The sequence below is a fragment of the Sinobaca sp. H24 genome (genome assembly GCF_023845525.1).
Genome location: NZ_JALBWT010000007.1, coordinates 107,209 through 128,165, shown reverse-complemented (window position 1 = coordinate 128,165; position 20,957 = coordinate 107,209). Strand labels below are relative to the sequence as shown.

Below are 20,957 nucleotides of genomic sequence, written 5' to 3'. Positions count from 1 at the left end.
CAGCTATTTTATCATAATGACGTCCCTAATCTCCAAGCCTGCTGCTGCTTTTTACCCGGTAACTTCCTGCTTTAAATGATTTTTATCCAAAGGATGGTAATGGTAATAACCCTGGGCCTGTCTGCAGCCGGCCTCTTTTAAGAAATGAAGTTCTTCCTCCACTTCAATTCCTTCGGCAAGAACATCCATTTTCAAATCATTGGCCATACGGATAATGAACTGAACAATGTGCTGTTTTCTTGAATTCATGTGAACGTTCTGAATAAACTCTCTCGGAATTTTAATTTTATCGAGTGGAAAGCTCTGCAGGACATATAAAGACGAGTAGCCGGTGCCAAAATCATCAATCGCGATGCGGACTCCATTCAATCGAAGCATCTGCAGCTGTGTCCGGGCTTCTTCCATATGAAGCGCCAGGACATGTTCAGTAATTTCCAGCTCCAGCGAATCCGGCGGGAAATTTGTTTCTTTTAAAATAGCGAGAACGCTTTCTGCAAAGCCGGCATTAGTAAGCTGCTGCGGAGAGATATTAACAGCCACTTTGACCTTTCCGTCTGCCGCCCATTCTACTGTCTGTTTACACGCTTCCCTAAGTACCCAGTCGCCAAGTGGATGAATAAATCCATTCTGCTCTGCAATAGGTATGAACGTTTCCGGGGAGACAAAGCCATTTTCCGGCTCTTCCCAGCGAATTAATGCCTCTACGCCCGTAATTCTGCCTGAACCCGTTTCGCACTGCGGCTGAAACAGCAGGCTGAATTCTTTCTGCAGGGCTTCCGGAGTCATTCGATTGGTAATGAGCATTCTGTACTGTGATTCTTCCGACAGCTCCTTTGTACAGACCACAGCCTGGCCTCCCCCCTGGTGCTTGGCTTCTCTCAGGGCGTATTCAGCGCTTTTCATAACATATGCTGCATCTGTTCCTACCTGGTCTGACGGCGCCATTCCCATACTGGCCTTCAGTCTGAACTGGTGATTTTTATATTGAATTGGTTCATAAATAGATTGAAGCAGACTTTCTTCCAGGCCTCCATACTTTTGATACAGCTTTTCAGACAGGTAAACGAGAAAGTCATCCTGATGTCCTCTTGCAACATAGGCTTCTTTTGGCAGCACGTCATTTATTCGTTGTTTTATCTGATACAGTACATTATCACCTATTTGATAGCCTGCAATTTCATTAATAACATGGAACCGGTCTATATTGATGATCCATACCTGAAAATGATGTTCTTCCTTCCATTCTTCAAGCCTGCGCTCAAAAGCACGGCGGTTGGGCATATGGAGAGTGCTGTCAGTTAAAGAAGCATTTTCTATCTCTTCTGTGTAGGCAAGCATTATACGCTCTTTACCGATAGACAATGTATTAATCCAAAAAGCAATCAGAAGGGAAATAATAATTAATGACATTCGGGCAATGTGATCGGATACCTGCAGATAGAGCGTTGCTTCCGGGAGATACCACCAAAGCACGGCAAGAGTAAATAAACCCGTGACACCTGCGGAAATAAGCGGAAGCCTCGACAGCGAAAAAAGGGAAAAGATAATAAAAACAAAGATCAATGCCCAGATCGTCTGCCCGCCAACCATTGCATAGCGGAAGTTTAATAAAGGGACGATTAAAGCTAATAAAGAAATGACATATGTCTGCACTTTTGGAGACAGGCTGCTTTTTGTGACCCACAAAACGATCAATGCCAATACAATAATACTGCGCCTATTAGTATAGAATAGGGCATATCAGAAAAATAATAATCAACGACTGCAAAGGAAACCGCTCCGATAATTAAAGCAGTACCTATAATCTGCCCCAAAGCTTTTGTATGGCTGCGGAGAAAAGCCTCTTTTCGTTTCGAATATGATTCAATCTGCTTCATTTTGGAACTCCTTTGGGCTTTTCCTTTTTCTTCTATCCTCTGCTCTTATATCTTCCGGCACCAGGCCGCCCCCGGTTCCCCAGACCACATGAGTAACGGTGCCCGGATCAATAGCGTACTTCTCGAAATAGCCGGATGCGGCTGTTTTTCCGGCCCTGCCATACCAGCCAGAGCAGAAGGCTCTAAATAAAACTGTTCTGTTTTCATTAACAGATCCAGATACTCATACAGCCTGTTGTCTTCTATCGTATAGACGCCGCTTAATAAAGGCTCCATCACTTTGGATGCCAGAGCGGAAGGACGTCCGACAGCCAGGCCGTCCGCTTCCGTCTGGTTATCCAGCCCCAGATCCTGTACGCATATCCTTTCATGCTCTCCTGTAACAAGCCCAAGGAGCATCGCCGGGGAGTGAGTGGGTTCTGCAAAGAAACAGTGAACGTGTTTACCAAATAAACGCTTTAATCCAAACGCCACCCCACCCGGACCACCTCCTACACCGCAGGGCAGATAAAACAAATAAAGGATGGTTTTCATCCGGATACAGACCGGCTCCGCGCAGCTGCACTGCCAGCTCAGAAGCTGCTGTAGTATAACCTGCAAAAAGCAGCGTGGATCGTTCATCATCAACAAAGTGGCAGGTCTCATCCTTCAAACACTGCCGCCTGCCTTCTTCCACCGCCCTGCTGTAATCGCCCGTAATTCCAGAACACGAGCCCCGCTGTTTCTCAATCTGTCTTTTTTCCATTTTTTAGCATCATTTGACATATGAACCGTTGATTGAAAACCAAATGATGTTCCCATTATGCCAATACTCATGCCTAAATTACCGGTTGATCCTACTGCTATCGTATAAGATGAAAACAAGGCCTTTGCTTCCGGTGTATTTAATCTGCGGTAATCATCCGACCATCCTGTCAGCAGGTGATGCTTTAAAGCCAGCTGTTCTGCCCAGGCAAATACTTCATGAAAACCGCCGCGCGCTTTAATTGACCCTGCCACAGGGAGTTCGCTGTCCTGTTTAATAAAAAGCCGTCCGGGAATCTGCAGCATGTGCTGGAGTTTCCTCACTTCAGTAAGCGGTGATTGATACGGTTCATCGATGGAAAAAACTTCCTGCATCCACGGCTTAAAGCGCAGAAAACCTTTTTTCAGCTTCTTCTACCATACTTTCTTTAATGGAAGTCCTATGTACAGAATGAAAGGGAGAAAAAGAAGGATTGAGCCATATTATTTCTTCTGCCGCCGCGGCCCGCCGCAGCAAAGGAAATTTTTCTGTCCATTTTGGCTGTTCATGACACATCTCCCATTCTTTTCACATTTTTTTTAATCAGATGATTACATTTATTAAAGGAAGGGTAAAGATATAAAATAGAGATCAGTATTTTAAAATATCTATTACTCAAAAGGAGGACTAACAATGGCAAAACAAACAAACACAAAAGCTGGAAGCAAAATCGGCTTAGGTATTGTAATTGGTGCATTAAGCGGTGTAGCTTTTGTACTCTCGAATTCAGCTTCAAGAGAAAAAGTAAAATCAAGTTCATCCAAGCTTAAAGAATCAGGCAATAAAATGGTTCAGGATTACAAGCAGGATCCGGAAGGCAGCAGAGAGCGTGTTAAAAACCGCACTCAGAATACGGTTACGATCGTAAGAGAAGCTGTTACCAAACTACAGGAGATATTAGATGAAAGAGGATCAGAGCTTAGCGAACAGGCTCAAAAAGTAAAAGACGATTCTCAGGATATTATGTCTTCTGCCAAAAGTACAGAACAGGAATTAAAAGATGTAGGAGAAAAAGTAAAAGAAGCAAAAAACAGAATTGAGCGGAGACGGCTCAGCATCAACGTCCAGCTCGTCTGAAACAAACGCTTCCGGCACAAGCTCTTCTAATGATAATACATCCAGCGAATCGTCAAACGACAGTTCTTCTGATGAATCTTCGGATGACGATAATACAGATCACCACGTGACAAATCGTCCCGTGTAATACAGTATATGGGATAAAGCAGCCTTTTAACAGGCTGCTTTTATTTGTCGTTCATGTTTTTTTAAAAAGGAAGCAATCTGTTTTTTATATTCCTGCTCGTCTTCGCTGAAGGCCTGACCGTGTCCGGCTTCTTTTGCTACATACAGGCTTTTTTCTGCACTGGTTTGCTCATGGAGCTGATATACCATTGATGTGGGCACATAATAATCTTCTCCTCCATGAATATATAAAATAGGCACAGAAGCCTTTTTTACCTGTTTTAAGGCAGAAGCTTCCTTGAAAAAATGGCCGGCATACCATTTGTTAATAAGGCTTGCTGCAGGCATTAAAGGAAATGGCGGAAGCCCGAATGACCGTTTAAGCTGATGAGCGAGCTGATCATGCATAGAGGTAAACGCACAGTCTGAAATAATACCTTTTACCTGCGCAGGAAGAGGCTCTCCGCTCACGGAAAGAACGATGGCTCCGCCCATTGAAACACCATGCAGGACAATTTCCGCCTGCTTCTCTCTTTCTATTATCAGATCTATCCAGCCGAGATAATCTTTTCGATCCGTCCACCCAAATCCAATGATATTTCCTTCGCTGGCTCCGTGGGCGCGGTTATCCGGACAGAGCACGTTGAATCCGAATTCTTCATGGTACATTCTAGCCAGGGAAGCCATATCACGCAGGCGACTTCTGCTCTATACCCATGGGCCAGTATAACAGTCCGGCGGGTTTTGTTTTCAGCGCGGAGAAAGGACGCCCTGAGCTGAAGGCCGTCAAAGGAAATAATCTGCAGAGATTCCGGCACCAGGCTGAGTGCCCATTCATAATCCCGGCGGGACTGTTCATTCATTTCTTCTACAGCAGCGGGGCTTTTCCTTCTGCCTGCTTTATCATCGTTCTATTTTGTCTGGAAAGCGCATAGCTGTGCATATACCACCCTGCTCCCCCAAGAAGAAGGCTGCCCCCCGTTATCAATCCCGCTGCCCAGAACCGCTTCATTTGACTCCACACCCTCTCGTTATTGAAAAATCTCCTCCAGCATTTTGTTTTCTTTTGATATATCTTATGCATAAAATACATTAAAATAATCAGCGCAAACATAGACGTATTCTCTTCTATTTCTTCACTCACTTCATAGGTTACTTTAAAAAAAGTAGTTCCGGGATAAAAAGAAGCAAGCTTTCGGCCTTTTATTGATAAATCCAGGCCTTCCCTCCAATTTTCTTCTATAACAACGGGCGTTTATCAATTTTGCCTTCCATTCGAAAATACAAAAACGCCGTCCCGGCTTTGCTTTTTAAATAATATGTACGTTTTTCTCCTGCGAATCCATACGACGCGGTAATATAGGAAGTCGGGAAGGTTTTTTTCCTAAATAATAGCTTCTGCCTTCGGCATTACAATAAGTGAATCCCTCTTTATCTTTGTATCCACGCCGGTCTTCCTGCTGGATGGAACCAATCTGTTTTCCTTCGCTGTTCTCTACCGTAATCGTTGTAAGGTTTGATAAAAATATACTGTCTTTGAATAGATATTCCCGCATTTCTTCCCCCCTTCTGCTTTTCTTCCATATACCCTTTTTAAAATAGAGTACAAACCCGTACCGCCCCTCATTCGTCAGTTGAAAAACCGCTGGGGTACTGCTGCCCAGCGGAAGTTCTACATATAGAAATTTACGGATACCGAGCTGCCGTTGGAAGGCGGTTTTTCCAGAAGCCGTTCGAGAGCTTCAGCTACTTTTTCCGGGGGAAGCATGCCTTCTTTTTTGTAGGATTTAAATGTTCCAGATCACGAAAGTTGTCTTTACTAACTGACCGGATCGATTCCTGCATAGGGGTATCAACAATGCCCGGGAAAATGCATACACGGAAACGGGATAAGACGTATCTTGCTGTTCCATTGCCGCTGTTTTCGTGAACTGCTCGAGCCCTGCTTTTGAACTGCTGTAGGCACTCCATCCAAATATGGTGGAATGGGCGGCTCCGGATGAAATGTTTATAATAGTTTTTAATCCTTTATCTCTTCCAGGCTTCTCATAAAGTGAGCAGCACATACAATGGGAGCAGATAAGTTAAGTTCCATATGCCTGGATACATCTTCGCTCCTATAGGAAGCGGAAGGACCAACCGGATCAACCATTCCCGCATTGTTAATGAGGACCGCTTCTTCCGGATTCTCCCGGCTGATTTCCTGTTCTGCGGCTTCCATCATCTTATCTGCTTCCCCGCTTATCGACAAATCTGCCTGAAAGACGGAAACATAGGCTCCCTTCTCTTCGATTAGCGGAACCAGTTCCTCCAGACTTGACCGGGCTGATAAAAACAGATGAGTATCTTTTTTAGCGAGCTGAAGCGCAGCTGCCCGTCCAATACCTTTGGAAGCCCCGGTAAATAATATATTTCATTCTAATTCCTCCTTTATAAAAAAGCCTCTACATTAAAGTATAGGCTTTCTATCAAACCATTCTACAGCATTATTCAGATTCCGGGTCTTTTTCATTACTTCCTAGTGCTTTTACAAAGTAAGCGGAAGGCAGCAGCACACCAATGCCTGCCTGGATCAAAGCAAAAAAACGTGCTGAGCCTACAGGCACCAGGTCACCGTAAACCAACCGACAATATGGTTACGCCACTAAAGTAAAGACAGTTCAGAAAACTCGTATCTGCTATGGCGTCGGTTGGATCGTTAATAACCAGTATTTCTTCATTAAAAGAAAGCAGATAATATAATAATGCAAATCCGAATGTAACAGCCAGCAAAACAAAAAACAGCTTATAAAATAAAGCTGAGTCAAAACCGCTTTTCTTATGTGTTTTGTTCGTAAAAAATAATACAGGTTTGCAATAACAAATAGTATAGTTATTCCGATCAAAATCGTTGAAATCATAAGAGTTCCCCTCTCTCCTCTATCTTCCTTCCCCTGGAGAAGAGAGAGAAAACCCTCTATTTTTGTTTATAAGCGTTTCTTAGTTCTTTCCTGTGTACTCTTTAAGCGCTGCAAGAATTTCTTCTGCACCTTCGGGACTCAATACAATTTGTCCGTTGGCAAGCGAGATGTTGTCATCATCGACATCCCCTGTCACAATGCAGGCATGATTCGCTTTGTACTTCTGCAGAATAATCTTATCTCCGTCCACATAAATTTCCATGGGATCCTTCTGTTCAATGTCGAGTGATCTTCTAATTCTCTTGGAAGCACGACTCTTCCTAATTCATCTACTTTACGAATGATACCTGTTGATTTCATGAATAACTTTCACCCTTTATCTTTCTATTCAAGTACTCTTTGTTCTGTATTTTCCTCTGTTTCTGTTTTTTCAAAACCGAGCTTGCCTTCTCCTTCAGAATCAATATCTGAAACAGCCATTGTAAACTCTACCAGCTCAAGCCCCGTCATTTGAGCCAGATTTGCTTTAATTTTTTGTTTTGCTTCGTCATATACCTTTGGAACGCTGGATCCATATTTAACGACAACACTTACATCAATGGCTGCCTGCTTTCTGCCTACCTCTGCGGTAAGACCTTTGGTCAGATCTTTTCTGCCCAGCCGCTCCGTAAGATTACTCCCTGCTCCACCATCCATTGATAGAATGCCTGGAATTTCATTCAAAGTAAGAGCTGCTATTTTTTCCATTACTCTATTTTCAATGTGCAGATCACGCTGATTTGTGTGTGCTTCAGTCATTAGGATCCATCCTTTGCTATTGAATTTTCTACTGATTTTTACCCGCAGAACAAAAAACAAGCTTCTCGTATTCCCCCTCTCCTATGATCTCAATGTAACAAATGCCCTTTTGAAAGACCAATCCGCCTTTGGAGTATATAAGAACCTCTAAAAATCACTGCCTGCCGGCACTTCTTTCAATTAGAGCAAACTTACATTTTCTCCTGTATGCTCTCGTTTGCATCCACTTATAAGCATGAGAGCGCACAAAAGCCACTGAATGGACACATGTTCTTTCTTTCTATTTCTTACGCTTAGTATATAACACATCCAATTGTATAAAAAGAAATAATTCAGAATATTCAATTCAAAATAAGGAAAAACTTCCCTTCAAAAGGGAAGTCTGACTTTCTCTTATGAATCATAGGCATTCAATGCATTTACACCATGGGCCAGTGCTGATCCCGCTTTAAGCGCTGCAGCTACCATTATAATTTCCGCCGTATCCTCCATCGATGCTCCTGCAGCTTTTGCCGCTTTTGTATGCACTTCTATACAGTAGGGACAGCCGGTTGTGTGAGCTGTGGCAACAGCAATCAGTTCCTTTTCTTTAACAGAGAGAGTTCCTCCCTTTACCGCTTCGGCATCAAATGCTGCAAAGGATTGAAAAGCCGCCGGCACAAGTTTTGAGAATTCGGAAAGCCTGTTAAAATATTCTTTTTTATAGAGAATGTCGTCCTCTTTTTCATCATAGGCATTTAATGCATTTACACCGTGAGCCAGCGCTGATCCCGCTTTAAGCGCTGCAGCCGTCAAAATAGCCTCCCCCATTTCTTCTTTGGAGGCTCCTGCTGCTTTGGCATTTCCTACATGCAGTTCAATACAATACGGGCAGCCCGTCGTATGCGCAACCGCAATGGCAGCAAGTTCCTTTAATTTAAGATCGAGTGAACCGCTTTCCATTACCTGCTGGTCAAAAGCTATAAACGTACGAAAGGCCTCCGGTGCTAACGATGCAAATTCCTCCAAACGGGTGAAATACTCCTTTTTGTACAATATTCCCTCTTCCATTTTTCCACCTCTTTCTTCTTATTGATTGCACCCCTATCTTTTGCAAGAGCCGTGCCACCCTGCCGGTCCGGCAGGACAGACCGGCTTCAATAAGAAAAAAACCTGCTTGCACCAGCAGAAGACAAATTATCGGCTTGTTCCGGCTTTATTTCGGCCTGCTCCGCCTGGAAGGTTCAACATGAACATGAACGTCATATACGTTGAACCGCTGAACAAGCACGTCTTCCACCTGTGTGGAAACATCATGGGCACTTTCAATGCTGAGCTCCGGAGGAACACTGAGCACAATGTCCACCACCGTATTGTTTCCATATTTTCTTGCTCGTATATCGCGTACCCCGGACACTTCCGGCACAAGGCAGGCGGCTTCTTTATAGGAAGTGAGATCCTCTTCGCTGAACCCATCCGTTAAATAATGAGACGTTTCTCTAAATATTCCCCATGGGTTTTGCAGATTAATAATCCGACAGCAATCGCTGCCACCGAATCGAGCCACGGAAGATAGAACCGGGCTCCTAAGATTCCAATGACCGCACCGATACTGACCCATGCATCAGATAAATTATCTTTTGCTGCCGCTTTAACAGCCTGGCTGTCTATTTTTTCCCCGAGACGGTGGTTGAACCGGTAAATGCCGTACATAAAGACAGCACAAAAAACCCGGTAGATGCCGCTGCCCAATCCGGTGTGACATACTCTCCGGACCAAATCGACATGACCGCGCCGAATAACACCTGGATACCTACCGCCATCATAATAAAAGAGGCAAGAAGAGATGCAATTGATTCTGATTTCCAATGACCGTACGGATGATTACTGTCAGCAGGTTTTCGGGATATCATTAAACCTATTAAAATAGCGGCAGAGGCCGCTATATCGGTGACGTTATTCCATCCATCCGCCGTTAATGCTTCAGAATTTGCAGATTCCCCTACCACCAGCTTAATAGAAGCCAAAAACAGATAAGCCGCTATGCTGAGCATTGCACCCCGTTCACCCATTTTTATTTTTTTGTATTTTTCTTCATTTTTCATAACTACTCCTCCGCTCTTTATTATTCTATCAAGCGGAGTTCTAGTGGGGATACAGCAACGTTTTGTCTTATTACTTACTTATTATCCAGATGCTAACAATGTTTCATTCAGCCAAAAAAAACCGATGCAGCCATTCGTCTGCACCGGTTGTGTATTAGCTGTCTGTCATTCTTTTAGTGTAAACGATCCATGCGGCAGCGAGTGCTGCAGCAAACCATGCCGTAATGATTAAAGGGGCTGCCATGCTTCCGCAAACCCGCCTCCTGTTTCCATCCGAGCAGCCAGGTCAATCAGCTGCATATTAGGCATATATTCCAAAAAGAGAGGCCCGGATACTGGTTAATAATGGCATCGATTAAGGGAGTCAAACCAAAGACAAACATGACCGGCAATAAAGCAACAGATGCTTCCATCACCGTTTTTGTCACCAGACCCAGCAGCGTTCCGAGTGCTGTATAAAATAAGCCCGATAGGAATAATGCTGCTATAATCACAGGAACATTGGGAATTTCATAGCCGACAAAGAAAATACTAAGCGCCAGCGTAACACCCGTAAAAGCTAACGTTAATAGACTTTTCCCGATGAGTATCTCTCCTGCGGAAGCCGGTGAGAGCATCAGCCCCCGGAGCGTATTTTTTTCCTTTTCTTCTGCAATGATGGCGGCCTGGACAAAGACAGCTACGATAGAAAACGTAAAGTTAATAATAAGATAACATATCTAATTGAATATTATCCATTCGTCCGTAAAAGAAAGCCAAAATAATAGGGGTCAATGCTGTAGTAGAGATATACATATTCTTCGATACGTCTTTCATGTCTTTCTGAAAAATAGCATACATTCGTCTCAGCGCCAGTGTCATACGAGCTCCCTCCCTGTTAGTTTTACAAAAATATCTCCCAGTGTCGGTTCGTTTGTGTGTACGGAAGCAACCTGCTCATCAGCCATATAGGCATACATTTTTTTGGCATTTTCCGGAACGTTGTCTAACGTAATTTTTTTTGCCGGTTGTTAACTCTATCGTCATCGTATTATCGGCAAACCGGCGGCGCAGCTTCTGTGGAGCATCTAACAGCTGTATCTTTCCGTGATCGAGAAAGGCCACCCGGTCGCACAGTATTTCCGCTTCGTGCATATTATGGGTCGTCAAAAAGATAGTCGTGCCTTTTTTGTTCAGTTCCCGCAGACTCTTGTAAATGTGTGCTGCGTTAGTGGGATCAAGTGCGGACGTTGGTTCATCCAGAAACAAAAGCTCCGGTGCATGTAGAAAAGCACGGGCAAGCATTGCGCGCTGAGTCATGCCTTTTGAAAGCTTACCGACCACTTTTTTGCCTGTATCTTCGAGATTCACCATTTCGAGTGCTTCTTCAATACGGCTGTACGATAGATTGTAAAGATCGCAGTAAAGTTTCAGGTTTTCGTAAACGCTCAGTCTTTCATACAAAGCACTGTTATCAGTTAGTACTCCCATCCGCTGCTGGAAATCGTCCTTCCAGCTCTTTGTCATGGACCGGCCTAACACTAAAGCTTCACCGTCTGTCGGACGAAGCTGGTTCGTCAGCATCTTAATCGTCGTTGTTTTTCCGGCTCCACTGGGACCGAGAAAACCAAAAATTTCTCCAGTGGCCACTTTAAAATCGAGGTTCTTCAATGCTTCATAATTACTGAAAACCTTGGACACATTATTCACTTCAATACTGTATTCCATTATTATCCCTCCTGGATGTCAGCTGGTATGCTGCTGATTCCAGAATAAAAGAAATGCCGGCGCCCCGCCTTATATTTACGGTAAACAGCGCCGGCCGGTATGTGAATGGAGCAGATCCCGGGATGAATGAAACACTATTTCATGCCGATCATCGCTTTCAGCTCCGCCATTTTTGTTTTAGACAGCGGTATTTCTGTTTTCTTGTCGTCTTCTAAAATGAGCGTATAGCTGTTTCGTGTCCACGTAATCACTTCTCTTACTTTCTGCAGGTTCACAATATAGGAACGGTGGCAGCGGAAAAACCCAAAAGGCTGAAGCCTGGTTTCCAGTTCTGTTAATGTAAAAACGCCGGGAAATCCTTCTCCTTTAATATGAATAAGCACCTGTCCGGCGGAAGTTTCCACAAAGTCTATTTCCGTAGGATCAAATAAAATAATTTTATCATCAATCTTTGTTGGAATTTTATCAAATTGGACTACCGGCTTTATTTCTTCAACAGATGCCTCGTCTTCTTGAGCTTCCGGCTCGTCTTCTTGTTCCATTTCAATAGAATGACATCCAGTTTCATCGAGCCTGTAGACATGATCAGCCATTGTAATGGCACTTTCCATGTTGCTTGTCAGGAGCAGAATAGTTTTCCCAGCCTGCTTTAACTCCTGAATAAGCTTGATAAAAATACGTTTTGTTTCCATATCTACATTCTGGTCCGCTTCTTCAAATACAAACAAGGCGGGATTCTGGAATAAGAGACGTCCTGCCTGCACACGGCGCTGTTCTGAATAAGAAAGGTGCTGGACCCGGACTTTATGCTTCGTTTCAAGCTGCAGCACGTGAAGAACTTCCGGAATGGTTCTGCTGGAGTTGTAAAGACCCCGGTAAAACGTAAAAACATCTTTTACTGTAAGCCTGGGATACAGTCCATCGTCCAAATAAGAAACGCCGATACACGTATAATCCGGCTTCGTAAATGTGGTAATTGGTTTATTCAGGACGTGAATATCTCCATTCGACCCCGTCATATCTCCATTCAGCATACGCAGGAGAATGTTTCGTATGTTTGTATTGGAATGAAGAGCCACTGCCTGGCCCTGTGAGACTTCCAGTCCAAAAGCCGGGAAAATAACCGCGTCTTCAGTTTGTTTTTCTAAAGCTTCAATTCTTAACACCGACATAAAAACATCTCCTGTTTTTTATTTAATCGAAGCATGAGCATGATGGATGGCGGGGTTTTGTGAAAAAATGCTTTTATCCTCTTACACATATTTATTGCGGCCGGCACCAATGCCTGCCGTCATCTGGCAGACCGCGATAACCATTAAGAAAATCAGGCCTGCACTCCATGCCCCCGTCCAGTCGTAAAAAAATCCCACGACCAGCGGGCCGAATGCAGCTAATAAATACCCGACCGATTGTCCCATACCTGAAAGCTCTGCCGCCTTGCCGGCCGTTTCTGCACGAAGGCCAAACAAAGCCAACGCCAGGCTGATGCTTGCTCCCTGTACAAGTCCTATGCAGAGTACCGCTGCAATAAGCATAGAAAAAAGAGAAGCTGCAAGCAGAAGGCTGAGCCCTGTTAATGCTGTGATGCCTATCGTGATGATAATTCCAACCTGATGACGAAACCGCTCGGCCAAAATTGGTGTAACAAAAGAGGCAGGCAGACTGGCTGCCTGCATCATAGCTACCATCCAGCCGGCACTCGTTAACGCGACGCCTCCGGTTTCTACGAGAATGTCCGGAAGCCATGTAATCATGACGTAAAACCGATGGATTGAAAGCCCATAAACAGCGTTACCTGCCAGGCAAGAGGGGACTTCCAAATAAGAGTAGTACGATCGATTTCTTTAACCGGCGGTGCTTTTTTCTTTTCCCCATGTAAAATAAATGCCCATAAAATGATGCCGGCTAATGCCGGAAGCGTCCATAAAAGAAGCGCACCCTGCCACCCGGTGCCTGACTGTTCTGCAATAGGCGCGGAGAGTCCGGACGCAAATGCCGCGGAAATAGCCATACATGTTGTATAAATGCTCGTCATCAGCCCCATCTTCGTTGGGAAAGACCATTTAATAACGCCCGGCAGCAGTACGTTACAGACTGCAATGCCGGCTCCTACCGCAACGCTTCCCGCGTATAAAAACCACAAATTGGGTACCGTTCGTATAAGAATACCCGCCACCAGTACGATTAACCCTAGAAATAAGGCTCTTTGATGCCCCACTCTATTTCCAAATCTGTATGCTACCGCCGAAACACCAGCAAACGTAAGCAGCACCATAGTCGTCAACACCCCGACCGAACTGTGATCAACGCCGAGATCTTCCCGGATAAAGCCAAGCACCGGGCCGACTGATGTAATAGCTGCGCGGAGATTAAAAGCAATTAGTACAATTCCTATAACAAGAAGAATTCTGTATTTTTTGTTCTGTTCTTTTTCCTGCATCGTTTCTAATGACATGACGTTCCCCGCTTTTTCTCATAAAGCTGAGCTCTATTTTATTTTCAGTATTCTACCTTCCTATCATAACAAAAAGCATCGGATTTCTCCGATGCTTTCCTAAATTTAAGACTGTGCTGTTTTTGATTTCTTTCTCTCTGTAGAAACAATCACATTTTCTCCCTCAATCTTGATCATAAACTCCTTCAGCTTACTACGGTCCGGAGTCAGCGTATTCCCTCCATCCGTAATATCAAATTCCCTTCCATGCCATGGGCAGCGGAGAATTTCTCCTTCACGCTGAAAGCAGTACTCACCGGGATTTTTGGTTGCAGCAGGGGAACCTCCAATTTTCCCTTTTGATAAGAGGGCCCCTTGATGAGGACAGCGGTTAAGGAAGGCATAAATTCCCTGCTCCGAGCGGCAGATAATGATGGATTTTCCGGAAAATGTTCGTTCTATCATATCTCCCGGCCTCAGATCCTGCATCGTACACATTTTTTCTTCCATTACATATCCCTTCTTTTCAGCTTCGGATAAAAACGAAGAGCATTCTCCACCATAATCTTATGACGGACCTCTTCGCTTAATCCATTCGGCAGCGCCTGATCAGGAGAATCATAGTCCCAGTGCGGATAATCTGTGGAAAACGCAATAATATCGTCGGTGCCCATCTGCTCGACCAGGTTGTTCCATTCCCGTTTTGTCATTTCTTCGAGAGGCTGGGTCGTGAAACAAAAATGATTTTTTATCGTTTCGCTCGGCATTTTGGTTACCCAGGGCACTTCATGACGGAGGTCTTTATACTGCTGGTCCAGCTTTTTCATTAAGAATGGAACATAGGTAAAGCCACCTTCGATCATCATGACTTTCAGCTTAGGGTATTTTTCGAACACGCCGTTCAGGATCATGTTGGTTACCTGAATCATATGGGAGATTGGAATAAGCGCATGCCATTCGATGAAATAACGGGGCCATTTGCCAAACTGGACGGGCGGCTCATTGTGATGCATGCCAATCATCAGATCATGTTTTTCAGCGGCTTCATAAATGGGATGATACATAGGATCTCCCCAGGCAATATCATCTATCGGCAGAAGAACCTGCAGCATTTTTGGATGATCGCCGATGCGTTCAATCTCTTCTACTGCTGTCTTCGGATCCTGGGCAGCAATGTGAATAGAACCGTACAGTCTTTCTTCTTTTTCAAGCCAGTGCTCAATCTGCCAGTCATTGTAGGCTGTGGCCAGTGCAGCAGCCATTTCGTACCAGCCATGCATAGAAGAAGGAGAAGGATCCAGTGCCCCTGTTAAAATACCAATATCGTGTCCGCATGCATCCAGAAGCTGCTCACGCATAAACGGAAGATCCGACCCGGCATCCCGTCCATCCGGGAGCATGGCATCGGCACGATTTACACCTGCCACCGCCGGCTGTGTATAGGGCATATGCTTTTCCTGAACCCAGTTGGCATCAGCAATATACCGTTTCCAGGGCTGCCCCAGATAGGGCAGTAAATCTGCGTACGTTACTTTCTCATGAATATCCGCGTCAATCAACCTGCAGGTTTTCCCATCAAATTCTTTCAAGTAAACCTCCTCTTAGTATAATTTTATATACTAAGGGTACCATTCATTTACCTTTCATAACAAATTGCATTAACAGCCTTAAGGACCGGTGAGATGCAGGAGCAGTGCTCAGTGCTCTCCAGTGGGCATGAGTGGCTGTTTATCATATTTTGTAGAATGTATGTAAAACAACCTGCCAAACATAAGGTAAAATACAATACCTTCTATACAATAAAAGAAATAGATCTATTTTACATATTGTCCATTGGAGGTGATCTTGTGCCGGTCCACACCCCTGTCATTCATACGACCATCCGCCATATCCTGGAGCGCCCGCATTTTCAAAAGGCCGTAGTCATAGGAGATGAAACTTCTCTTAACCGGACAGTTACATGGGTTCATATCATTGAAGTCACCCGCCTGGACGAATTGTTAAACGGAAACGAACTTGTACTGACCACGGGACTTGGCTGGTATGAAAATGAAGCCCTTTCCCTGTCGTTTTTGCAGCAGCTTATTGCCAACAATGTTTCCGGCCTGTGCATTGAGCTTGGCACCTATACAGAGTCACTACCTGCTTCCATGATCGAATTTGCTGAACGTCATCATTTTCCGCTGATTCTTTTTCATGAAAAAGTCCGCTATATTGATATTACGCAGGATCTGCATAGTTTATTTATCCATCAGCACTACCAGATGGTCAAAGAACTAGAAGACCTGTCTTCCTCGTTTAATCAAATTCTGCTGGATGGAAAAGGAATTGAAGAAATTTTGTACGAATTTTACCGCCGCACGAGGATCAACGTTTGTTATCTTCCAATTCAGGGGGAAAGTTATTTCTATCCCGCGCTTTCTTTAAAGGAGCAGGAAAAACGGGTCAAGGAATGGATCGAGCACAAAACATGGCACCACAGAAGCCTGCATACATCACGTCCTATTATGGTACTCACTCATTATTTCGCTGACTTAATCGCCTACAAAGACGGCCTTGCTTTCAGTGAATTCGATGAACTTGCATTCGACCGCTGTGCTACCGCCATTTCACAGGAAGTGATGCGGACCACCTACATGGAAGAGCGCCGCAGACAGCAGGAAGAACGCTGGATGCATGATTGGATCAATAACGAAAACAATCAGGAAGAAGTTAACAGTGAACTCCAACAGCTGCAAAAAGGAACGTTTCAATCTATGGCTGTCGGACTCATTTCGAAAAATCATCTTCTTTCCTCTCATAAAAATAGAGAAGGGCTTTTTATTCAAAAGTCGATGCTCGCCCGTTCGATTTTTGAAGAACGAGGAATAACGCTATTAGCCACTTCTATGCCGCACGCCTATGTGTTTATTCTGCTGCACCCGGGCAGTATCAGCGCTTCTGTTTTCCGCGAGCGTCTTTATTCCGGCTACCGGGCTTTATTAAAAGAAGACGAGCGGGGCACCTTTCCTTTCTTTGAATATCTCGTTTTCGGCAAAACGGTAAAAGCATCGACGGACGTGCCGGTAAGCTATTTAACTGCAAAGGAAACAGAAAAAGTGAAAAATCGTGTAGCTTCTCTTGCTCTTCCTTTTTATGAAAACCTTCATCTTTTTCGTACAGTTCTTAAAATGGAAGAAGAAGGAGATATAGATGACTTTATTGATGAACATTTAGGAGAGCTGCTCCGCTTTGATGCAGACAGACAGGGGCATTTGATTCAAACTCTGCGGGTATACCTGCAGTGCTTTGGCTCCAAGCAGGATGCAGCGCGGGAGCTCTACGTCGTGCGCCAGACCCTCTATCACCGGCTTGATAAAATCAGCGAGCTGATGGGGGAAGATTTATTTTCTTCTCCAAAGCGCCTGTCTGTAGAACTTGCACTGCATGCCTATGAATATCAGGCAGGCACTAAGTAAATGTATATACGAAAGACAAAACCCGGCCGAATTCATCGCCGGGTTCATTATTATTTTTTTATTTCTTCATATGAAAAAGCAGAAACCTTAGGTTGCGGTACAGAGGTACTTTTAAACGATTGAACACTCGATTTGCTTGTTTCATTAATATAAATAGGTTTTTTTAATAATCCGATAATAGCAGCAGTTATGACAGCCCCTATTATTACACTCAATATATACAGCAATGGACTGCTCGCTGCTATTGGAATAACAAATATTCCGCCATGAGGAGCTTGAAGTGAGATGCCTAACCCCATACATACAGCTCCTCCAACTGCTGCACCGATTGTATTGGCTGGAATAATTCTTAAAGGATCTTTAGCCGCAAATGGGATCGCCGCTTCTGTAATAAAGGCTGCTCCTAGAATATAAGCTGATTTTCCAGCATTTCGTTCTTCTGTATCGAATCTATTTTTAAATAACGTAGTAGCTAAAGCAATTCCCAGTGGAGGCACCATCCCGCCTACCATAAGAGCTGCAGAAGGCTCATAAACCTGACTTGCGAACATGGCTAATCCAAAAGCAGAAGCAGTCTTGTTAATAGGTCCTCCCATATCAAATGCCATCATTCCTGCCAGTAAGGCCCCTAATAATATAGCATTTGTTCCAGTTAAACCACTCAGCCATTCCTGAAGGGACGTATTCACCCAGGATAATGGAGCATTCACTAAGTAAAACATAATCAAGCCGGTAATAAATGTTCCCAGCAAAGGCAGAATCAAAACAGGGCTCAGTCCTTGAAGAGCTTCCGGAAGGTTTTTAAATACTTTCTTTAGCCATAATACAGCGTAACCGGCGACGATACCAGCAATCATGCCACCCAGAAATCCAGAACCCCCGATAGAAGCAAGCATTCCACCAATCATTCCTGGTGCCAGTCCAGGCCGATCCGCTATGCTATAGGCAATGTATCCAGCCAAAATAGGTACGATTAAAGCAAAAGCCGCATCCCCGCCAACGGTGCCCAGAAAAGCAGCAAACTGGTTATATTGAGGGCTGTCCGGATCGGCAGCATTGATACCAAACATAAAGGAGATAGCTATAAAAATACCACCTGCTACAACGAAGGGAATCATAAAAGAGACGCCGTTCATTAAATGCGTATATATTTTAGGCTGCTTCATTCTCGTTTTTTCTTTATCCTGCTTTAAACGTTCTTCTTTTTCTCCATGTACCTTGCCTTTACCTTCTAAAGAATTCGTTATTAACTTTTCAGGATAATGGATCGCTTCTCTGGTAGAAGCTGTGATGATTTTTTTGCCTTCAAATAGTTCCATATCTGTTTTAATATCAGAAGCAATTATAATTCCATCCGCTTCTTCAATATCCTGAGGTGATAACCTGTTGGAAACTCCGGATGAACCGTTCGTCTGGATTTTAGCATGTATCCCCAGGGTATCGGCTCTATTTTGTAAAGATTTAGCGGCCATAAAAGTGTGTGCTATACCCGTCGGGCAGCCTGTTATGGCGACAATTTTTTTACCTTCGTATTTTTGGGTGTCCGGGCCGGCTTTTTGGAATTCGGTTTCTTCTGCTTGTTTAAATAACTCCACGATGTCTTCTGCTGTTCCTGCTAAAATAAGGTTCGCCCGGAATACTTCATCCATTAGTAAAGAAGACAATCTGGATAGTGTTTGTAAATGTTCTTCTGTGGCATCTTCGTTAGCAGCAATCATAAAAAATAAGTGGCATTTTTCCGTATCATAGACTAATCCTTTCAGCGATCTGGCCAAAACAATAGTTGGTCTCTTTACAGAGCTCGATTTGGCATGAGGCAGCGCTACTCCATACCCGACCTCTGTAGAAATTTCATTCTCTCTTTGCCAAATATCCTTTTTAAAACCTTTTTCGCTTTCGAGATAACCATTAACAGATAAAACGTTTACCATGTTATCAATCAATTCGTTTTTATTGGAATAGTCGGCATCCAGAATAATATTTTCCACCCTCAACATGTTTACAAGGTCCAAATTAAGTCCTCCTCGCCCTTTTTGGCTTTATAAAGTGAAGCTTTATTGGTAGATTCAAACAAATCCATCTTCTTTTTAACTAATTCTTTTGCAGCTTTAGTTGCTTCTGGATACAGAACGTCCGGTTCATAGGCTCCGGGATTTTCTTCAAGCATTTCTCTAAGTCTGTTAAAAAAGGCGAGTTTCATATCTGTAGACAGATTAATTTTGGCCACACCATGTTTTAAACATTCTTTAATTTCTTCATCCGCGTTGTTGGAACCGCCGTGCAGCACTAATGGTATGTCTACATTTGATTTTATCGCCATTAACCGATCTATTTTTATGGATTGATCTTCATTTTTTGGATAAATACCGTGAGCAGTTCCAACTGCAACTGCAAGAGTATCAACCCCTGTTCTGTCGACAAATTCTTTTGCCTGTTCCGGATTTGTATAGAAGACGTTGTCGCTTCCCTTTTCCGAACTGCCCTCATTTGTACCTAATGTTCCTAACTCTCCTTCAACCGATACGTTGACTAGATGCGCAATATCTACCGCGTTTTTCGTTAATTCAATATTTTTTTCAAATGAGTAATGTGAAGCATCCATCATAACGGATGTATAGCCGTTTCTAATCGCTCTAGTGATGTCTTTCATTGTGTCTCCGTGATCCAAATGAATAACAATCGGTACTTTCGCCATTTTAGCTGCTTCTAATACATAGGCTATAAAATGATCCGTTAACAGCTCAATTTCATTGGGATGAATTTGAATAATGGCCGGAGAATTGTTTTCTTCGGCTGCTTCGATAACAACCTTTACAAATTCACTATTAGCTACATTAAATGATCCGACAGCAAACTGATTGTTGTACGCAGTGTTTAGTAGTTCTTTCATATTTAATAACATAATATTCCACCTTTAGTTGTTGTTCCATATTTTTAAAAACTGATCAAAGGACTCTGCCTCAATTAACTTATTAGTTATAGCAGAATCGTTTAAGATATCATGAATGCCTATGAAAAAATCGTTACTTTGTTTCTTGTTCACAGCTGGAGGAACGAACAGGAAAATGATCTGAGCCATCTTTTCGCCCCATTTAATTTTTTGGGAATTAACAGCAATGACAACACGCAGATCCAGATTATTTCCTGCCTCAAATGGATGCGGCATAGCCACATTGTTTCCTATGTTCGTGCTCGACATCTGCTCACGTTCTATAATGCTTCCCAAAAGCGGTTCCAATCCAGATTGATTTGTTAACGTTTTCAATAATTCGTACTGAGATGCTTCCTTCAGGAAAAAGAAATCTTGAAATTTTAAATAATTTTCCAAAAGTCCTCTTTTTAGATGACTCGAAATAATTCTGATATCTTCATTAGTCACCTCGGAACTAATAAATATAATTTTTCTATTATCCATTTTTTTTGGTATTTGTATTGTTGTAATGATCGTTTTAACATCTGAAGGTATATGTTCCATTTCATTAACAGCATAAGCCCCTTCCGGACTTATATTAGGAAAATATTGAGCTATTTTCCTCTCCAGTAAATTTCCAATCAGCTTGTTCTTTTCATAAACAATCGCGACTTTTTGTTTGCTTTCCTGGTATTTTTCTAAATAATGGACAATGTGCAGCGTTAAATAACCAATTTCGTTTTCAGGAATATGAATCTTCAGCGTACTCTGCAATTCTTTTGCTAAAGCAACCGCTAAATCATAGGCTGTCATATACTCTTT

The 20,957-nt window shown here is 43.3% G+C and carries 22 protein-coding genes and 3 pseudogenes; 2 read left to right on the top strand and 23 right to left on the bottom strand.

Translation table 11 applies throughout. From position 1 onward, the window contains the following. Nucleotides 1-51: 51 nt before the first annotated feature. The 3 genes and pseudogenes from MMY81_RS11925 to MMY81_RS11915 all read right to left on the bottom strand — a co-directional run bounded on the left by MMY81_RS11925 (nt 52) and on the right by MMY81_RS11915 (nt 3,177). Nucleotides 52-1,701: a putative bifunctional diguanylate cyclase/phosphodiesterase gene (locus tag MMY81_RS11925; RefSeq protein ID WP_252313076.1), complete on the bottom strand. Its 1,650-nt coding sequence runs from the start codon at nt 1,699-1,701 to the stop codon at nt 52-54. After that, entirely contained in the window at nt 1,692-1,877 is a 186-nt protein-coding gene (locus MMY81_RS11920) for a hypothetical protein (protein WP_252313075.1), read from the bottom strand. Before MMY81_RS11920 ends, MMY81_RS11925 begins: the two co-directional genes overlap by 10 nt. After that, a pseudogene (locus MMY81_RS11915) lies at nt 1,864-3,177 on the bottom strand (D-serine ammonia-lyase). Before MMY81_RS11915 ends, MMY81_RS11920 begins: the two are co-directional and overlap by 14 nt. Before the next feature lie 117 nt (nt 3,178-3,294). On the opposite strand from MMY81_RS11915, the gene MMY81_RS11910 reads away from it, so the two are divergent. Further along, nucleotides 3,295-3,738 carry a hypothetical protein gene (locus tag MMY81_RS11910; RefSeq protein WP_252313074.1) on the top strand — a complete coding sequence of 148 codons (444 nt, stop codon included), beginning with the start codon at nt 3,295-3,297 and terminating at the stop codon, nt 3,736-3,738. Between the two features lie 153 nt (nt 3,739-3,891). On the opposite strand, the gene MMY81_RS11905 is transcribed toward MMY81_RS11910, so the two are convergent. The 17 genes and pseudogenes from MMY81_RS11905 to MMY81_RS11825 form a co-directional block, all read right to left on the bottom strand. Continuing rightward, nucleotides 3,892-4,530: an alpha/beta hydrolase gene (locus tag MMY81_RS11905; protein ID WP_252313073.1), complete on the bottom strand. Its 639-nt coding sequence runs from the start codon at nt 4,528-4,530 to the stop codon at nt 3,892-3,894. A gap of 181 nt (nt 4,531-4,711) precedes the next feature. Continuing rightward, complete coding sequence (locus MMY81_RS11900; RefSeq protein ID WP_252313072.1) at nt 4,712-4,855, bottom strand: hypothetical protein; 144 nt, start codon at nt 4,853-4,855, stop codon at nt 4,712-4,714. Between the two features lie 298 nt (nt 4,856-5,153). Beyond that, a complete protein-coding gene (locus MMY81_RS11895) occupies nt 5,154-5,399 on the bottom strand; it encodes a hypothetical protein (protein WP_252313071.1) in 246 nt (81 codons plus the stop codon). A gap of 231 nt (nt 5,400-5,630) precedes the next feature. Further along, on the bottom strand, nt 5,631-5,909 hold the full coding sequence (locus tag MMY81_RS35195; protein ID WP_374561716.1) for an SDR family NAD(P)-dependent oxidoreductase: 279 nt from the start codon (nt 5,907-5,909) through the stop codon (nt 5,631-5,633). After that, nucleotides 5,864-6,253 (bottom strand): SDR family NAD(P)-dependent oxidoreductase, encoded by a 390-nt coding sequence (locus MMY81_RS11890; RefSeq protein ID WP_308215314.1) that lies wholly within the window; start codon nt 6,251-6,253, stop codon nt 5,864-5,866. The genes MMY81_RS35195 and MMY81_RS11890 overlap by 46 nt, the downstream gene beginning before the upstream one ends. A 569-nt stretch (nt 6,254-6,822) precedes the next feature. Next, nucleotides 6,823-7,103 (bottom strand): annotated as a pseudogene (locus MMY81_RS11880) (AbrB/MazE/SpoVT family DNA-binding domain-containing protein). 24 nt (nt 7,104-7,127) lie between these two features. Continuing rightward, on the bottom strand, nt 7,128-7,541 hold the full coding sequence (locus MMY81_RS11875) for an Asp23/Gls24 family envelope stress response protein (RefSeq protein ID WP_252313070.1): 414 nt from the start codon (nt 7,539-7,541) through the stop codon (nt 7,128-7,130). 393 nt (nt 7,542-7,934) lie between these two features. After that, nucleotides 7,935-8,591 (bottom strand): carboxymuconolactone decarboxylase family protein, encoded by a 657-nt coding sequence (locus tag MMY81_RS11870; protein WP_252313069.1) that lies wholly within the window; start codon nt 8,589-8,591, stop codon nt 7,935-7,937. A 145-nt stretch (nt 8,592-8,736) separates the two neighbouring features. Continuing rightward, nucleotides 8,737-9,625: pseudogene (locus tag MMY81_RS11865) on the bottom strand (cation diffusion facilitator family transporter). Between the two features lie 290 nt (nt 9,626-9,915). Then, nucleotides 9,916-10,281 carry an ABC transporter permease gene (locus MMY81_RS11860; protein ID WP_252313132.1) on the bottom strand — a complete coding sequence of 122 codons (366 nt, stop codon included), beginning with the start codon at nt 10,279-10,281 and terminating at the stop codon, nt 9,916-9,918. A gap of 43 nt (nt 10,282-10,324) precedes the next feature. Further along, entirely contained in the window at nt 10,325-10,486 is a 162-nt protein-coding gene (locus MMY81_RS11855) for a hypothetical protein (protein ID WP_252313068.1), read from the bottom strand. Between the two features lie 78 nt (nt 10,487-10,564). Then, nucleotides 10,565-11,332 carry an ABC transporter ATP-binding protein gene (locus tag MMY81_RS11850; RefSeq protein WP_308215308.1) on the bottom strand — a complete coding sequence of 256 codons (768 nt, stop codon included), beginning with the start codon at nt 11,330-11,332 and terminating at the stop codon, nt 10,565-10,567. A gap of 134 nt (nt 11,333-11,466) precedes the next feature. Further along, nucleotides 11,467-12,504: a LytTR family transcriptional regulator DNA-binding domain-containing protein gene (locus tag MMY81_RS11845; protein ID WP_252313067.1), complete on the bottom strand. Its 1,038-nt coding sequence runs from the start codon at nt 12,502-12,504 to the stop codon at nt 11,467-11,469. An 81-nt stretch (nt 12,505-12,585) separates the two neighbouring features. Beyond that, entirely contained in the window at nt 12,586-13,086 is a 501-nt protein-coding gene (locus tag MMY81_RS11840; protein ID WP_252313066.1) for an MFS transporter, read from the bottom strand. Next, complete coding sequence (locus tag MMY81_RS11835) at nt 13,083-13,787, bottom strand: MFS transporter (RefSeq protein ID WP_252313065.1); 705 nt, start codon at nt 13,785-13,787, stop codon at nt 13,083-13,085. The genes MMY81_RS11840 and MMY81_RS11835 overlap by 4 nt, the downstream gene beginning before the upstream one ends. 105 nt (nt 13,788-13,892) lie before the next feature. Beyond that, complete coding sequence (locus tag MMY81_RS11830) at nt 13,893-14,276, bottom strand: Rieske (2Fe-2S) protein (RefSeq protein WP_252313064.1); 384 nt, start codon at nt 14,274-14,276, stop codon at nt 13,893-13,895. Further along, nucleotides 14,276-15,355 carry an amidohydrolase family protein gene (locus tag MMY81_RS11825; protein ID WP_252313063.1) on the bottom strand — a complete coding sequence of 360 codons (1,080 nt, stop codon included), beginning with the start codon at nt 15,353-15,355 and terminating at the stop codon, nt 14,276-14,278. The genes MMY81_RS11830 and MMY81_RS11825 overlap by 1 nt, the downstream gene beginning before the upstream one ends. A 258-nt stretch (nt 15,356-15,613) precedes the next feature. Here MMY81_RS11825 and MMY81_RS11820 point away from each other — a divergent pair, with 258 nt between their 5' ends. Next, nucleotides 15,614-17,224, top strand: a complete 1,611-nt coding sequence (locus tag MMY81_RS11820) for a PucR family transcriptional regulator (protein ID WP_252313062.1) — start codon at nt 15,614-15,616, stop codon at nt 17,222-17,224. Nucleotides 17,225-17,274: 50 nt separating this feature from the next. Here the strand turns inward: MMY81_RS11820 and MMY81_RS11815 are convergent, their stop codons facing one another. The 3 genes from MMY81_RS11815 to MMY81_RS11805 are packed head-to-tail and all read right to left on the bottom strand — an operon-like array spanning nt 17,275 to nt 20,948. Then, nucleotides 17,275-19,236: a PTS fructose transporter subunit IIABC gene (locus MMY81_RS11815; RefSeq protein WP_252313061.1), complete on the bottom strand. Its 1,962-nt coding sequence runs from the start codon at nt 19,234-19,236 to the stop codon at nt 17,275-17,277. Continuing rightward, nucleotides 19,224-20,126: a ketose-bisphosphate aldolase gene (locus MMY81_RS11810; RefSeq protein WP_252313060.1), complete on the bottom strand. Its 903-nt coding sequence runs from the start codon at nt 20,124-20,126 to the stop codon at nt 19,224-19,226. Before MMY81_RS11810 ends, MMY81_RS11815 begins: the two co-directional genes overlap by 13 nt. Before the next feature lie 12 nt (nt 20,127-20,138). After that, nucleotides 20,139-20,948, bottom strand: coding sequence for a PTS sugar transporter subunit IIA (locus MMY81_RS11805; RefSeq protein ID WP_252313059.1), 810 nt, complete (start codon nt 20,946-20,948; stop codon nt 20,139-20,141). Nucleotides 20,949-20,957 lie beyond the last annotated feature (9 nt).

Excerpts from the sequence above, each read along its gene's own strand:
- MMY81_RS11850 (WP_308215308.1), bottom strand. The coding sequence starts at position 11,332 with ATGGAATACAGTATTGAAGTGAATAATGTGTCCAAGGTTTTCAGTAAT.
- MMY81_RS11910 (WP_252313074.1), top strand. The coding sequence starts at position 3,295 with ATGGCAAAACAAACAAACACAAAAGCTGGAAGCAAAATCGGCTTAGGT.
- MMY81_RS11810 (WP_252313060.1), bottom strand. The coding sequence starts at position 20,126 with ATGTTATTAAATATGAAAGAACTACTAAACACTGCGTACAACAATCAG.
- MMY81_RS11840 (WP_252313066.1), bottom strand. The coding sequence starts at position 13,086 with ATGATTACATGGCTTCCGGACATTCTCGTAGAAACCGGAGGCGTCGCG.
- MMY81_RS11900 (WP_252313072.1), bottom strand. The coding sequence starts at position 4,855 with ATGAAGCGGTTCTGGGCAGCGGGATTGATAACGGGGGGCAGCCTTCTT.
- MMY81_RS11830 (WP_252313064.1), bottom strand. The coding sequence starts at position 14,276 with ATGGAAGAAAAAATGTGTACGATGCAGGATCTGAGGCCGGGAGATATG.
- MMY81_RS11870 (WP_252313069.1), bottom strand. The coding sequence starts at position 8,591 with ATGGAAGAGGGAATATTGTACAAAAAGGAGTATTTCACCCGTTTGGAG.
- MMY81_RS11905 (WP_252313073.1), bottom strand. The coding sequence starts at position 4,530 with ATGGCTTCCCTGGCTAGAATGTACCATGAAGAATTCGGATTCAACGTG.
- MMY81_RS11895 (WP_252313071.1), bottom strand. The coding sequence starts at position 5,399 with ATGCGGGAATATCTATTCAAAGACAGTATATTTTTATCAAACCTTACA.
- MMY81_RS11835 (WP_252313065.1), bottom strand. The coding sequence starts at position 13,787 with ATGTCATTAGAAACGATGCAGGAAAAAGAACAGAACAAAAAATACAGA.
- MMY81_RS11920 (WP_252313075.1), bottom strand. The coding sequence starts at position 1,877 with ATGAAGCAGATTGAATCATATTCGAAACGAAAAGAGGCTTTTCTCCGC.
- MMY81_RS11805 (WP_252313059.1), bottom strand. The coding sequence starts at position 20,948 with ATGACAGCCTATGATTTAGCGGTTGCTTTAGCAAAAGAATTGCAGAGT.
- MMY81_RS35195 (WP_374561716.1), bottom strand. The coding sequence starts at position 5,909 with ATGTGCTGCTCACTTTATGAGAAGCCTGGAAGAGATAAAGGATTAAAA.
- MMY81_RS11845 (WP_252313067.1), bottom strand. The coding sequence starts at position 12,504 with ATGTCGGTGTTAAGAATTGAAGCTTTAGAAAAACAAACTGAAGACGCG.
- MMY81_RS11855 (WP_252313068.1), bottom strand. The coding sequence starts at position 10,486 with ATGACACTGGCGCTGAGACGAATGTATGCTATTTTTCAGAAAGACATG.
- MMY81_RS11875 (WP_252313070.1), bottom strand. The coding sequence starts at position 7,541 with ATGACTGAAGCACACACAAATCAGCGTGATCTGCACATTGAAAATAGA.